Here is a 14,079-nt window from a genome sequence, read left to right on the forward strand (position 1 = left end):
ACAAAATGAAAGATTCTACAAATTTTATTCTGCGTATTGAAAACACAGAAAGCAATACAAATAGAAGTTTAAAGATTGTAAGTAACAGTGATTTGGAATCACTTGAACAGCATGAGATGATAGAAAAGATTATTGATTCAGTATCAATAAAAGTTCTTTCAAAATCAATAGATCTTATTGATATGCCAAGTACAAAACTATATCTATATCAGCCTGTTGAGATAGATAAAGAATTATTTTTAAAACTTTTAGAAGACAGAGATCTTATTGAAGCTAAAAGTAGTATTATATCTTGTTTGGATGAGCTATCCAATGATAAGAAAAAAAGGATATTAGATGAACTCATATCACAATACACTAATATCTAATTCTGACAATGGAAAAACTAAATTCAACGAAAATGATGAAGAAACACTGTCATAATGGATGAGAGAAAATCTATTAATAGAACATAACTCCTATTTCTCTCGCCATTTAGTTCAGGTTTACCAATTTTCATTTATCTTTGCCTCACTAATTAATTCAAGAAAAGTTATGATACTGAACGAAAGAGATGCCCGTCACGAGCATGTACTACAAGTAGCCCGCCAAATGATGACGGCTGCGCGTACTGCTCCCAAAGGAAAAGGAATCGATATTATTGAAGTGGCACTAATCACGGATGAAGAGATTAAACAACTATCGGACACTATGATAGCTATGGTAGAAGAACACGGAATGAAATTTTTCCTTCGTGATGCTGACAACATTTTAAATGCCGAATGTGTTATATTAATAGGAACGTGCGAGCAGGCACAAGGCTTGAACTGCGGTCATTGCGGCTTCGCCACCTGCGCCGGACGTACCGAAGGAGTTCCTTGCGCATTGAACAGCATAGATGTAGGCATCGCCATAGGCTCCGCCTGTGCTACGGCAGCCGATTTGCGTGTAGATACACGTGTGATGTTCTCCGCCGGACTGGCAGCACAACGCCTGAACTGGCTGAAAGACTGTAAGACGGTAATGGCAATTCCGGTAAGCGCATCCTCCAAGAATCCGTTCTTTGACCGGAAGCCAAAGCAAGAAACAAATTCATAATAATACGTAATGATTGCGCAACAGGCACACTAATGACTGACGCAGACAATAAACTGATTTTATAAATAACTAAATAGATAATAGTCTTAATGGGAATCATGGTTGGACTTCCCAGCCCAAGCGGCTCGGAAAAAGATTTGCAGTTGAATTTCGGCAAAAATATGACCGTGCAGGTAGAAATGAGAGCACCTCATCTGCCCGCCGAATGGCATATGCAGAGTGGTATACAGTTGACATGGCCACACGCCGGTACAGACTGGGCATACATGCTGGCAGAAGTGCAAGAGTGTTTTATAAACATAGCCAGGGAAATAGCGAAACGAGAGTTGCTATTGATTGTCACCCCCGAACCGGAAGAAGTGAAAAAACAGATAGCCGCTACCGTCAACATGAACAACGTCCGCTTTCTGGAATGTGCCACCAATGATACATGGGCACGCGACCACGGAGCCATCACCATGATAGACACCGGCACCCCTTCCCTGCTCGACTTTACATTTAACGGTTGGGGACTGAAATTTGCTTCCGAACTGGATAATCAAATCACCAAACAAGCGGTAGAAGCCGGGGCTTTGAGAGGCCAGTATATCGACCGCCTCGACTTCGTTCTCGAAGGAGGTTCTATCGAAAGCGACGGAATGGGCACATTGCTCACTACCTCCGAGTGTCTGCTTTCTCCCCAACGGAACGGAAAGCTGAACCAAGCAGAGATAGAAGAATACCTGAAATCCACCTTCCATCTGCAAAAGGTTCTTTGGTTAGACCACGGCTATCTTGCCGGCGATGACACTGACAGCCACATCGACACTTTGGCACGTTTCTGTTCTACTGACACCATTGCTTACGTGAAATGCGATGACAAAGAAGACGAACACTACGAAGCATTGCTCGCAATGGAGGAACAACTGAAGACATTCCGCACCCTAGCAGGAGAACCCTATCGCCTGTTAGCCTTACCGATGGCAGACAAGATAGAAGAAGACGGCGAACGCCTGCCCGCAACTTACGCGAACTTCTTGATTATGAACGAAGTTATTCTATACCCGACATACCATCAGCCGGTGAATGACCAGAAAGCAAGTGAAGTGTTACAACAAGCATTTCCAGACCATCAAGTAATCGGAATAGACTGTCGTGCCCTGATTAAGCAACACGGTTCCCTGCATTGTGTCACCATGCAATACCCATTAGAAGTTATAAAATAACAAATGAATCAACCAAGTAACTATTCATTATGAAAAAGATAAAAGTCGGAATCATCCAACAATCCAATACCGCAGATATTCGGGTCAACCTGATGAACCTCGCAAAGAGTATCGAGGCTTGCGCTGCTCACGGTGCGCAACTGATTGTGCTTCAAGAGTTACACAACTCACTTTATTTCTGCCAAACAGAAAACACCAACCTGTTTGATTTGGCCGAACCCATCCCCGGCCCTTCCACCGGATTCTATTCAGAACTGGCGGCAGCCAATAAAGTAGTTCTTGTGACCTCTCTTTTTGAGAAACGTGCACCGGGACTTTATCATAACACTGCCGTTGTTTTCGACCGTGATGGAAGCATTGCGGGAAAGTACCGGAAAATGCATATTCCCGATGACCCGGCTTACTACGAGAAATTCTACTTCACTCCCGGAGACATCGGTTTTGAACCCATTCAAACCTCATTAGGAAAGTTGGGCGTATTGGTATGCTGGGATCAATGGTACCCGGAAGCTGCCCGCCTGATGGCACTGAAAGGTGCGGAACTTTTAATTTATCCTACCGCCATCGGCTGGGAAAGCAGTGACACGGACGACGAAAAAGCCCGCCAACTCAACGCTTGGATTATTTCGCAGCGTGCCCATGCCGTTGCCAATGGTCTTCCTGTTATCTCTGTCAACCGTGTAGGACACGAGCCCGATCCTTCTGGACAGACAAACGGCATTCTATTTTGGGGAAACAGTTTCGTTGCAGGACCGCAAGGAGAATTTCTGGCACAAGCCGGAAACAATCATCCGGAAAACATGGTAGTAGAAATAGATATGGAACGCTCAGAAAACGTCCGCCGTTGGTGGCCCTTCCTCCGCGATCGCCGGATTGACGAATACGAAGGACTTACCAAACGCTTCCTCGACTAAAGTTCAATGCAGAAGTTCCCCAATAAAGTTTACTCCCAAGACATAAGAGAGGAAATTTATAAATATCACAACCCCCAAAAAGGAAGCTGTCTAACGAATTCTAAATATTGAAAATCACCCACGCTACAGAGAGTTATAGCGTGGGTGAAATTATTAATGAGAGACTTGTCAGACAGCCCTTTCTATATTTATTATGTGAAAGATGTCCCCTACTACAGTAAGAAAATAAGAATGGCACAGAGCCAAAATCTAAATTTAAAACTCTGTGCCATTCCTATACACTATATATAATAACTATTTCATTGAAAAGTTATTTTCTTGTTAGCTAGAAAATTAGCCCCTCCATAAATAAACAACCCCAAAAATTGAGCCAGATATTCATTTACATCCAATCCTTCCACTAATAAAATAAGGAATAAGAATTGTGCTGTATACGCCAACCCGAAAGCAGAACAAAAGAATAGTATCTGTTTCCAGATACTATTCTTTTTATTTTCTACGGGGAATATCCAATATTTACACCAGATAAAATTATGGATTTGAGCTATCAGATACGCTGTTATATTAGCCACCATATAGTCGCCGTTAAATGACATTTGTTTCATCATTAACCACACAACCAACGCCATAATCAAAGCGTTCATTGTACCAATGACTATAAAACGGAATATGCGTACAGATTCTTTCACTCGCCCTCTTTCAAATCTACGATCAAGTTCAGTTCATCAAGCTGGCTCTGGTCGATTACAGAGGGTGCGTCCAACATCACATCACGTCCGGAATTATTTTTCGGGAACGCAATACAGTCGCGTATAGAATCCAATCCTGCAAACAAAGACACCCAACGGTCGAGTCCGTATGCCAAACCACCATGAGGAGGCGCACCATACTTAAAGGCATTCATCAGGAAGCCAAACTGTGCCTCTGCCTTCTCCGGAGTGAATCCAAGAATCTCGAACATCTTTGCCTGCAATTTCGCATCGTGGATACGGATAGATCCGCCGCCAACTTCCACACCGTTGATCACCATATCGTATGCATCTGCACGTACAGCAGCCGGATCAGTGTCCAACATCGGAATGTCTTCCTCTTTCGGATGAGTAAACGGATGATGCATAGCCATCAGACGACCTTCCTCTTCGCTCCATTCGAACATCGGGAAGTCAATCACCCAAAGGCAAACAAACTTATTCTTATCACGCAATCCCAGTTGAGCACCCATTTCCAGACGAAGCTCGCAAAGTTGTTTACGTGTTTTCATTACATCGTCGCCAGACAGAATCAGAATCAAATCACCCGGTTTAGCTCCGAATGCTTCTTTCATTTGCTGGAGCACCTCTTGCGTATAGAATTTATCTACACTCGATTTCACCGTTCCATCGGCTTCCACACGGGCATAAACCATTCCTTTCGCACCAATCTGTGGTTTCTTTACGAACTCAGTCAATGCATCCAGCTGCTTGCGGGTATAAGTCGCAGCACCTTCGGCACAGATACCACCCACATAAGCCGCATTATCGAATACTGAGAATCCGTGACCTTTCATGATATCCATCAGTTCCACGAATTTCATGCCGAAACGCAAATCCGGTTTATCGCTACCATAATATTTCATGGCGTCCGCCCAAGGCATACGTTGGAATGGTTCATTCAGTTCTACACCACGAAGAGTCTTAAACAAATGTTTAGCCATTCCTTCGAAAGTAGTGATAATATCTTCCTGCTCAACGAAACTCATTTCGCAGTCGATCTGTGTAAATTCCGGCTGACGGTCGGCACGCAAATCTTCGTCGCGGAAACATTTCGCAATCTGGAAGTAACGGTCGAAACCGGAAACCATCAACAACTGCTTCAAAGTCTGCGGAGATTGCGGAAGTGCGTAGAACTGTCCCGGATTCATACGTGAGGGCACCACGAAGTCGCGTGCACCTTCAGGAGTAGAACCGATCAAAACGGGCGTTTCCACTTCGATGAACCCCAGACTATCCAGATATTTGCGAACTTCAATGGTCATCTTATGACGCAGTTCCAAGTTGGAACGTACTGCGTTACGGCGTAAATCCAAATAACGGTATTTCATGCGGATATCATCTCCCCCATCCGTGTTATCTTCGATAGTGAACGGAGGAGTCATGGCAGTATTTAGTACGTTCAGTTCGGAAACAATGATTTCAATGTCTCCAGTAGGAATGTTTGCATTCTTGCTGAAACGTTCATTAACCGTTCCTGTCACTTGAATGACGAACTCACGTCCCAATTTATTAGCACGTTCACAGAGTTCAGCATTAATTTCTTCATTAAAAACCAATTGGGTAATTCCGTAACGGTCGCGAAGGTCAATGAATGTCATCCCTCCCATCTTACGGCTGCGCTGTACCCATCCGGACAGCGTGACTTGCTTGTTTACATCAGAGATTCTAAGTTCTCCACATGTGTGCGTTCTAAACATATATTTTTTATTTAAACGATTATCACTCGCGTTTTTATTTTGATTGAACCAAAACTGCGCAAAAGTACGCAATAATTTGTAATTCGGTGTCAGTAATCCGTTATTTTATCAGACTTTCTTTGTCAGTTTTTTCAATATTTTCTTGTTTTTATCTGTTATATTGTCGACGATGGCTTCATTCATCAATTTGATGCCATTCATATATTCCTGCGCTCTTTGGAGCACATTGGCTGCGTCCTTTTCCGGTGCTCGTGGCACTACCACGCGCAATCCTCCTTGAATCAGTTGAATGTTTATATTGGCATCCGTTTCCATGGGGTCACCATCAAAATGCACTACCCCCGGAGTAGTACGGCGGATGCACAACTGCTTACAACGGAAAGTCTTGATACGGCTATTTTGATCGATTGTTTTATTGAATAATTGAAAGGCTAATGAAGGAACGTCCAATACGGTGAACGGTTCGAGAATGGTCACATCCAGCAAACCATCTGTCAGAGTGGCTTGCGGTGCGATATAAGCATTGTTTCCGTATTGCGACGCGTTTCCGCAGGCAATCAGGAAGGCTTTATACTTGGAGACTCCGTTTTCCGTTTCCAACTCATACGTTTCCGGCTCATATTTAAGACTTTCCTGGAGAGTTTTCTCCAAATACGTCAATAGCCCCCGTTTTCCGGCAAGTGCAAACTTCAGACTGACAAACGCATCGAATCCTACTCCGCAAGTGCAGAAAAAATCTGTACCGTTGATCTTACCATAATCTATTACATCCATGCAACCTTCATTCAGCACTTCCAATGCCCTTTTCGGTTCCATCGGTATATGCAGATGCCTCGCCAATCCGTTACCCGATCCGCAGGGAATAATTCCCAACGCGGTATCAGTATGCACTAACGAACGGGCTATTTCATTGATCGTTCCGTCCCCACCAATAGCCACTACTATATCTGTTTTCTCTTCGGCAGCTTTGGCAGCTATTTCTACTGCATGACCGGCTCTTTCCGTATACACTACTTCCCAAGAGTATCTCGCCTTGTCTATTTTTCCATCCAGCAAGTTAAGAATCAATTCTTTACTTTGTGTTCCCGAAATAGGATTGACAACGAATTTTATTTTTTTCATTCTTTCGTTCATGCTATTCTTGTCGATTGTAGACGACAAAAGTAATATAAATATCTTAAATTTTAATCTATTAGAGGTTTCTAATCATACGAGAGCAACTTTTTTCTCTTAAAAAGAACAGATAAAAGTAAATTTTGTTATCTTTGCCCCCTGTTTTTAAACACTTGTTAAGATAAAAGGATGTAAGATCGTCAGCGAACGATTTGAGTATGAGTATAATAAATTATAATTCATGGGATTATTACAAGATAAGTTAGCTAAGTACGACCTGCCACAAAAGTTTATGGCACAGGGCGTTTACCCATATTTCCGTGAGATAGAAGGAAAGCAGGGTACAGAGGTAGAAATGGGCGGGCACGAAGTGTTGATGTTCGGTTCCAACGCATACACTGGCCTTACGGGAGATGAAAGAGTGATTGAAGCTGGTATCAACGCCATGCATAAATATGGTTCCGGTTGCGCAGGCTCGCGCTTCTTGAATGGTACGCTTGACCTGCACGTTCAGTTGGAGAAAGAACTGGCTGCCTTTGTTGGCAAAGATGAAGCGCTCTGCTTCTCAACCGGTTTTACAGTGAATTCCGGAGTTATTCCTGCTTTGACAGACCGCAATGATTATATCATTTGCGATGACCGCGACCACGCATCTATCGTAGATGGCCGTCGCCTCTCCTTCTCCCAACAATTAAAATATAAGCATAACGATATGGCGGATCTGGAAAAGCAACTTCAAAAGTGCAATCCGGATTCTGTAAAACTAATCATAGTGGACGGTGTGTTCTCTATGGAAGGTGACTTGGCAAACTTGCCTGAAATCGTACGCTTGAAACACAAATATAATGCTACCATCATGGTAGACGAAGCTCACGGCTTGGGTGTATTCGGTAAACAAGGACGTGGCGTCTGCGACCATTTCGGTCTGACTCACGAAGTTGATTTGATCATGGGTACTTTCAGCAAGTCACTGGCTTCTATCGGTGGATTTATCGCTGCTGATTCTTCTATCATCAACTGGCTACGTCACAACGCACGTACTTATATTTTCAGTGCATCCAACACTCCGGCTGCTACTGCATCTGCTCTCGAAGCTCTCCACATCATCCAAAATGAGCCGGAAAGACTTGAAGCATTGTGGGAAGCTACCAACTATGCATTGAAACGTTTCCGTGAAGCTGGCTTTGAAATTGGTGCAACAGAATCACCTATCATTCCTCTTTACGTACGTGACACAGAAAAAACATTTATGGTTACCAAATTAGCTTTTGACGAGGGGGTATTCATTAATCCGGTTATTCCTCCTGCATGTGCACCGCAAGACACTTTGGTACGTGTGGCATTAATGGCTACTCATACAAAAGATCAAATAGACCGTGCTGTAGAAAAGCTAGTTAAGGCATTTAAAACACTGGATCTTTTATAATCTACGAGAAATAAATCACTCATATCAAGTGAATAAAATAAAGTCTGGCACATTGATTTGTGTCAGACTTTTATTTTATCCCCCCCAGACCGTCCGAGAACTCTGATTTTCGCTGTAGGATGGCATTCTTGCAGCGGATTTGAGGTCGTAGAGACTATCTGGTGGAATTTGTTTTTCAATTGAAAGAATAAATTCTCTCATGATAATCGGTTTTAGAAGCTTAAAATGCACTTTAAAATGTGGTTATTACCTATATTCGTAAGGATGTGCACCTCGGCAAGTCTTTTATCGGAGTGCGGCAAGCAGTGCGGGTACACCTTTGAGACTTATAGCACGACGTAGGTTATAGGATAGACAGAGCAATCCCATCTCTGCACCTACTTTTGCAAAACCTTTTAGTAAAAAATAGTAGTATCCGAGCGTTCTTTTAATTGTCCCGAACGGATGTTCCGACAAACATTTGCGATTATCCATTTTCTTTTGGTCAAGATGTAGCACATAGCGTACCACCTTTTTCATAACGGTTATTCTTGTTGGTTTCAGATTCGCATTGCCGTCATTTGCTGCATCTTGTTTCCTTCGGGTATCAGCAACCTTTATTAGATCATCCTTACTAAAGTCCGCTTCCTTGAACTTGGATATGGTACACTTGCATTTGCATTTCTTGCAGGCCAACTTGTTGCAGTAACGTATATTGCCGTTTCGTTTAATGGATTTCTGTCTAAGAATCTCACCTTGCGGACAATAGACAAGGTTACGTTCGGCATCCCTAACGAAGAAGCCTTCAAGAGCTTTGGCACGCATTTGTTCGGAAGTCATGTCCAGCACTGCTGAATCGGATGTCGGCAATGTACGCTTTTTTACCTCAACAATTTCCATATCAGTTAAGATTCCGTTGTAGACATCGGGAATTACTCCGGCTTGAAGACATGCCTTCAAGTCCTCGGGGTTGGTACTAACTTTCTGTTCATCGGTTATGGTGTTTCCAATGTACTCAAACTCAACCTGCTCGGTGCAGCCACCGTCACGCCGGATGACATTGGGTACAATGCCCGATGCAAGTGCGTCGGTATGGTCTTCGGGGCATTCATAGCCCTTGTCTGCTGTAGTCTCAAGGATGTCAATCCCATAGTCTTTTTTCACATCTGTAGCTACGTTTGTTATTTGGCCATGGTCAGTAGGACTGTTAGTGACCCGGAAGCCGGCAATCATGTGGCTGTCCGCGTCAACAGCCGTCTGCATGTTATAGCCTACGCAGAAACCTTCATTCGCTTTCATCAGTCTTGCATCCGGGTCAGTAAGCGATATCTGTTTTTCATTAGACTCCTCTAATGTAGTGCGGTATGCTTCGTAACGGGCTTTGCGTTCTTTACAGACATTCAGTTTGTGCTCAAGTTCTTCTCTGGAAAGTTTGCGACCTTCTTCCCGATCGCATGAGTCAAGCTCTTCCATGTATAAAGTGATATGTTCATCCAAACGTTTGATACGGTCGTCAAGTTTGTTGAGCGTAAAATTGTTATCCTTGGCATTTACAGCCTTGAACTTGCTTCCGTCAATAGATATGTATGACTTGGAGAAGAGCTTCAACCCCATGCAGAACTTATTGAACTCCTTGAATACTTTAGTTATGCTATCCTTATTATCCTTGCGAAAATCGGAAATGGTGCGAAAATCAGGATATAATTTGCCCAGTAGCCACATCACCTCCACGTTGCATTTGCACTCACGGGCCAACTTGCGCGATGAACGCACTTGGTAAAAGTAACCATAAATATACAGTTTTAACAGGTCACGAGGGTCGTACCCGGGACTTCCCGTGGCTTTGGGAATGTTCCGTATAAACTCTAACTTGCCCATATCCAAACTATCAACGAATGCATCAAACAAACGAACCGGAGCATCCTCCTCAACATAGTCGTCTATGCAATCGGGGAAAAGTACTTTCTGTTGTCGTTCTTCACCTTTCTTATATGCCATAACTCTGTTTCTTAGCTTAGGTAAAGATAAGAAAAATGAATGAGAAGCATGAATATCTAATGTTAAACCATGCTACAAACAGGGGCTATTGCGGAGGGACAACGACAAACCTCTGTTTAAAGAGGAGTTCTCGGACAGTCTCCCCCAAAAAATAGGAAATCAAACTATAGACAGAGCCTCTGTTTTTCTTCTTTTTCCTCTATCCGAAATCCGACTACTCCTCACATACTTCAACTTATTCTAATTTTTATATTTGATGTTCCATTTCGTTTTATATGTCCTCCTGTTTGGAAAACAATCGCTTTAAATGTCGCCCGTCCGAAAAGCTCAGTTGTAATTCTTAGGGATTTGATTCAAGGCAATCACATTCCTAAAATTTAATTCATTCTATACTGTAATGAATGAGATTTTGTTTTCAATAACTGATTTGCATTAATATAACATGAACTTTTGATTTATAAGCTCCACCTGTTTCACCTTATAACTGAAACATCGATGAATAAGGAGATAGCGGGTGAAAGCGTAGAAAAAAACAGGTGAAGTCTTCCATTATCGCTTTCACCTTTTGAATTTATTTATACCGATTGCTGGACATATATAGCCACCGTGCTGAATGTATAGATGCAATACGGTGAGTATATAGATGCAATCTGTCGAATCTATAGATGTACCAATTCAAGTATTAACAGATGAGAACCAAGGTATTAACACCTGACAACTAGGCTATTAACATCTGACAGTTCATCTATTAGTACCAGACAATGGATTTGCTATAAGCATATTTTCATTAGCTATAATGATATCCGGATTAGCTATAATGATATTGGGGGTCACCCGTAAATTCTAGTGGGGTTATGCATAAATTTTAGTTAGTCTATACAAGAAAAACGGTATATCTATAACTCCTCTAAGTTGTGCTCTGAACTGTTTTATTTTTGCGTTAAACGATTCTGCTGCCGCATTTGATGCCCTATTAATATAGAAGTTTAATATTTCCTCGCTTCTGTCGTATAATGTAGCTGCTATGGTGTTAAACGAGTCAAATCCTGATTGTTCTACTTCCTGATACCACTTCGCCAAATTGGTTCTTGCTCCTGCCTTTATCGATCGTTTATTAAAAATCATCCTTAAGGAATGACTAAGGGAATATGCCCGTTTAATATCCGGATATTCTCTGAATAATATTGCAGCTCTGCGTTTCTGTGATTCAGTCCATTTTTCAGCAGATCTGAAAAGCAGATACCGGCTCCTCGCCAATAGCTCCTTACGTGTGTCACCATTCTCAAAAGTAGGAGAAACATATTTCTTCTTTAATCCTTTCGCTTCCTGTCTGGCATCTGTTTCTTCTTGTATAGCTTCCCAGCGATGTCCGATTCTGATTTCTTGTACAGCATCACAGGCTAACTTTTGAATGTGGAAGCGGTCTATCACACGGATGGCTGAAGTGAAGCATCTGCGAACGATCTTGCGCATGCTTTCTGACAAGTCAAGAGTGACTTCCTGCACCATCTGAAGCGCCTCCTCAGGGATTTGTTCTACCACAGCAATGACATCGTCGGCTTTAGTCCCCTTGACAATAGCTACGATAGCACCTTTACCGCCGTGGGCCTCTCTATTGATGATTATAGTATATAACTCCCCATTGGAGAGGGAAGTCTCATCAATACTCAAGTACGGACCCAGGTTCTCAGGAAACAGCAACCAGTTTTCAGCATGGGACAATTGGTCCCACATGCGGTAGTCACTTAAATACTCTTTATATTGCCGCTCAAACTGATCACCGTCAATATGATAATAACGTTCAAGAGAGCGGGCCGTAATCGGGTATTTCTCCAAGCAGTCCTTTTAAAAAAGACGCGAATTCTTTTGAATGTCGCGTTCCTTGGGCAGTAAGCTCAAAAGTGTTACAGATGATAGAACCGGTTTCTTTGTTGAGCCATTTACGCCGCCGTACACATAAGGTTACCTTACGGTCACGGATAGGAAAATCACGGATATACACCGCAGGAAGAAAACCTTTGGACTCTAAAGAGTGAACCGTAGGAGACAAGGGAGGAAGATTCTGCTCATCCAAATGAATGGTTAACATTTCAGCATCATTCTCTATTTCAACAATGTCAAAACAATCCAATAGCTCAACCGGAAGAATTAAGCGAGCAAGAACTAAAAGAGTATCGTAACTAGTCATAAAAGTTTTTTAGGGCAAAGATACTAATTGTTGAGAAGCCCACATGATTTTATCGGTGAGCCTTTATTTGCCCCAAAATAGGGGATAATTGGGTCTATTTTGCACAAACAAAAAAGCCGATACAAACTGCATCAGCTCAACACTATTCAATTTTTATTGACTTAATTTTCTCGTCGGGGTAGCGGGATTCGAACCCACGACCCCCTGCTCCCAAAGCAGGTGCGCTAACCGGACTGCGCTACACCCCGAAAAACTTTTAACAGAACCTCCTTTTTCTTTGTAGTCGGGGTAGCGGGATTCGAACCCACGACCCCCTGCTCCCAAAGCAGGTGCGCTAACCGGACTGCGCTACACCCCGCTACTTCTTGAAGGGTTGTTCTTTTCAAAAGCGGTGCAAAGATAGAGAGTATTTTTTAAATTAACAATAGCTAAACGAATGTTTTTTATCTATCATTTTTCAACATATTGAATCTCACAACTTTGCGTCTTTACTTTTTTTCTTGGCAGAGATCAAAAGCATCATCGGACACTATATTTGTGCGCAGTTGTCCTGTACATAAATCATCTATGAGTATGAACTATCTTTCGATGTTTTCTGTTTTATAAATAAGAATTTTAAAATGAAAAGCCTTATGAAAACAAGAAAACAAAAAGAAACAAGTGAAAAAGAATTACACTTGTTAGAGCAAAAAGGACATGAAAAAATGGCGAATGAAATTGTTCCCATTCAACAGGCGGAAGCATATCTCAATCCGACTCATCAAGCAGTTAAAGAAGCTGTTAAGATGCTAAATCCGGATACAAATAGTATGGGCAGCAGAGGATGATTTATCCTCTACTGCCCAAATTAATCCATCCAATTATACCCTATTGGGAGACAAACAAAAGGGATAATTCTTTGAACTATTTGCAAGTTTTAGATCAAACACCAGCGTCACTATATTACATGTTCAAATAATACTCCCGCGTCAACGCTATATACTCATTACTATACTGATGACGAGCCAATTCCGTCAACAACTCTTCTACCACACACTCCTGAGCGGTAAAAGAAAAGGTAATCAGCGTACGTTTTGAGACACCGCCAGGTTTAGTAATCACATGAAGCTGGCGAACCGCATACAACCTCTTCGCAGACGCAATCTCCTTTACCCGACCGGCCACATCCGACGGAATAACCACCGTAAAAAGTCCGTCGTCCGCCAACAACTCACAGACTCCTTCCAACAAATCGTCATAAGTCAATGAATCATTGTGACGAGCCACAGCCCTCTGCCGATCCGGACACTCCAGCGAATCGACAAAATAAGGGGGATTGGAAACAATCACGTCAAATTTATCCGAAGACCGATATTTCTTAAAATCAGTATGCACCACCTCTACCCGCTCCCGCCAAGGAGAACGAACCACATTTTCCCTAGCCTGTCCGGCCGCCGCCTCGTCTATCTCCAACGCCACAATCTTTGCATCTGGCATACTGCGTTGAGCCAACATTAAAGCCACTAACCCCGTCCCTGTACCAATATCCAATATCTGGCGCGCACCCTCAACTGAAGTCCAAGCTCCCAAAATCACCCCATCCGTACCGACTTTCATGGCACATTGATCATGCCACACTGTAAATTGCTTAAATTGAAAATAAGGATTCGACATTTTATCCGTTTATCTTAAAGCTGTTTTATTCTACTATTTTATTGCAAATCGCCAAAAATAAATAATAATTATGGAAT

Annotated in this window: 13 protein-coding genes and 2 tRNA genes; 6 read left to right on the top strand and 9 right to left on the bottom strand. The window is 42.5% G+C overall.

Features of this window, described 5'->3' with window-relative positions:
* The first annotated feature begins 5 nt into the window (after positions 1–5).
* From A4V03_RS08775 to A4V03_RS08790, 4 genes are all read left to right on the top strand, one after another.
* Entirely contained in the window at positions 6–368 is a 363-nt protein-coding gene (locus A4V03_RS08775) for a hypothetical protein (RefSeq protein ID WP_065538600.1), read from the top strand.
* Positions 369–534: 166 nt separating this feature from the next.
* Complete coding sequence (locus tag A4V03_RS08780) at positions 535–1,077, top strand: ferredoxin domain-containing protein (RefSeq protein WP_065538601.1); 543 nt, start codon at positions 535–537, stop codon at positions 1,075–1,077.
* 89 nt (positions 1,078–1,166) lie between these two features.
* Positions 1,167–2,282 carry an agmatine deiminase family protein gene (locus A4V03_RS08785; RefSeq protein WP_065538602.1) on the top strand — a complete coding sequence of 372 codons (1,116 nt, stop codon included), beginning with the start codon at positions 1,167–1,169 and terminating at the stop codon, positions 2,280–2,282.
* Between the two features lie 29 nt (positions 2,283–2,311).
* Positions 2,312–3,196, top strand: coding sequence for a carbon-nitrogen hydrolase (locus tag A4V03_RS08790; protein ID WP_065538603.1), 885 nt, complete (start codon positions 2,312–2,314; stop codon positions 3,194–3,196).
* Positions 3,197–3,495: 299 nt separating this feature from the next.
* On the opposite strand, the gene A4V03_RS08795 is transcribed toward A4V03_RS08790, so the two are convergent.
* From A4V03_RS08795 to A4V03_RS08805, 3 genes are all read right to left on the bottom strand, one after another.
* A complete protein-coding gene (locus tag A4V03_RS08795) occupies positions 3,496–3,885 on the bottom strand; it encodes a GtrA family protein (RefSeq protein ID WP_065538604.1) in 390 nt (129 codons plus the stop codon).
* Positions 3,882–5,645, bottom strand: coding sequence for an aspartate--tRNA ligase (gene aspS, locus A4V03_RS08800; RefSeq protein WP_065540353.1), 1,764 nt, complete (start codon positions 5,643–5,645; stop codon positions 3,882–3,884). The genes A4V03_RS08795 and aspS overlap by 4 nt, the downstream gene beginning before the upstream one ends.
* Positions 5,646–5,753: 108 nt before the next feature.
* Positions 5,754–6,779 carry a diacylglycerol/lipid kinase family protein gene (locus A4V03_RS08805; protein WP_065538605.1) on the bottom strand — a complete coding sequence of 342 codons (1,026 nt, stop codon included), beginning with the start codon at positions 6,777–6,779 and terminating at the stop codon, positions 5,754–5,756.
* A 220-nt stretch (positions 6,780–6,999) separates the two neighbouring features.
* Between A4V03_RS08805 and spt the strand changes: the two genes are divergently transcribed.
* Positions 7,000–8,184, top strand: a complete 1,185-nt coding sequence (gene spt, locus A4V03_RS08810; RefSeq protein ID WP_065538606.1) for a serine palmitoyltransferase — start codon at positions 7,000–7,002, stop codon at positions 8,182–8,184.
* Between the two features lie 285 nt (positions 8,185–8,469).
* Here the strand turns inward: spt and A4V03_RS08815 are convergent, their stop codons facing one another.
* From A4V03_RS08815 to A4V03_RS08835, 5 genes are all read right to left on the bottom strand, one after another.
* Positions 8,470–10,161, bottom strand: a complete 1,692-nt coding sequence (locus tag A4V03_RS08815; RefSeq protein ID WP_065537976.1) for a transposase — start codon at positions 10,159–10,161, stop codon at positions 8,470–8,472.
* Between the two features lie 852 nt (positions 10,162–11,013).
* Positions 11,014–11,997 (bottom strand): ISAon1 family transposase, encoded by a 984-nt coding sequence (locus A4V03_RS08820; RefSeq protein ID WP_065538607.1) that lies wholly within the window; start codon positions 11,995–11,997, stop codon positions 11,014–11,016.
* Complete coding sequence (locus A4V03_RS08825; protein ID WP_024988949.1) at positions 11,963–12,349, bottom strand: ISAon1 family transposase N-terminal region protein; 387 nt, start codon at positions 12,347–12,349, stop codon at positions 11,963–11,965. Before A4V03_RS08825 ends, A4V03_RS08820 begins: the two co-directional genes overlap by 35 nt.
* A 173-nt stretch (positions 12,350–12,522) precedes the next feature.
* A tRNA-Pro gene (locus A4V03_RS08830) sits at positions 12,523–12,597 on the bottom strand.
* Positions 12,598–12,632: 35 nt separating this feature from the next.
* Positions 12,633–12,707 (bottom strand) — tRNA-Pro (locus A4V03_RS08835).
* A 274-nt stretch (positions 12,708–12,981) separates the two neighbouring features.
* Here A4V03_RS08835 and A4V03_RS08840 point away from each other — a divergent pair.
* The gene (locus A4V03_RS08840; RefSeq protein WP_065540354.1) at positions 12,982–13,176 is read left to right on the top strand and encodes a hypothetical protein; all 195 of its coding nucleotides are present in this window, start codon (positions 12,982–12,984) and stop codon (positions 13,174–13,176) included.
* 115 nt (positions 13,177–13,291) lie between these two features.
* Here the strand turns inward: A4V03_RS08840 and A4V03_RS08845 are convergent, their stop codons facing one another.
* Positions 13,292–14,002 (bottom strand): tRNA1(Val) (adenine(37)-N6)-methyltransferase, encoded by a 711-nt coding sequence (locus A4V03_RS08845; protein WP_065538608.1) that lies wholly within the window; start codon positions 14,000–14,002, stop codon positions 13,292–13,294.
* Between the last annotated feature and the right edge of the window lie 77 nt (positions 14,003–14,079).

Origin of the sequence: Bacteroides caecimuris, from assembly GCF_001688725.2 — a bacterium.
In the GTDB taxonomy this organism is placed as follows: domain Bacteria; phylum Bacteroidota; class Bacteroidia; order Bacteroidales; family Bacteroidaceae; genus Bacteroides; species Bacteroides caecimuris.

Excerpts from the sequence above, each read along its gene's own strand:
- A4V03_RS08775 (WP_065538600.1), top strand. The coding sequence starts at position 6 with ATGAAAGATTCTACAAATTTTATTCTGCGTATTGAAAACACAGAAAGC.
- A4V03_RS08780 (WP_065538601.1), top strand. The coding sequence starts at position 535 with ATGATACTGAACGAAAGAGATGCCCGTCACGAGCATGTACTACAAGTA.
- A4V03_RS08785 (WP_065538602.1), top strand. The coding sequence starts at position 1,167 with ATGGGAATCATGGTTGGACTTCCCAGCCCAAGCGGCTCGGAAAAAGAT.
- A4V03_RS08790 (WP_065538603.1), top strand. The coding sequence starts at position 2,312 with ATGAAAAAGATAAAAGTCGGAATCATCCAACAATCCAATACCGCAGAT.
- aspS (WP_065540353.1), bottom strand. The coding sequence starts at position 5,645 with ATGTTTAGAACGCACACATGTGGAGAACTTAGAATCTCTGATGTAAAC.
- A4V03_RS08805 (WP_065538605.1), bottom strand. The coding sequence starts at position 6,779 with ATGAACGAAAGAATGAAAAAAATAAAATTCGTTGTCAATCCTATTTCG.
- spt (WP_065538606.1), top strand. The coding sequence starts at position 7,000 with ATGGGATTATTACAAGATAAGTTAGCTAAGTACGACCTGCCACAAAAG.
- A4V03_RS08815 (WP_065537976.1), bottom strand. The coding sequence starts at position 10,161 with ATGGCATATAAGAAAGGTGAAGAACGACAACAGAAAGTACTTTTCCCC.
- A4V03_RS08825 (WP_024988949.1), bottom strand. The coding sequence starts at position 12,349 with ATGACTAGTTACGATACTCTTTTAGTTCTTGCTCGCTTAATTCTTCCG.
- A4V03_RS08840 (WP_065540354.1), top strand. The coding sequence starts at position 12,982 with ATGAAAACAAGAAAACAAAAAGAAACAAGTGAAAAAGAATTACACTTG.
- A4V03_RS08845 (WP_065538608.1), bottom strand. The coding sequence starts at position 14,002 with ATGTCGAATCCTTATTTTCAATTTAAGCAATTTACAGTGTGGCATGAT.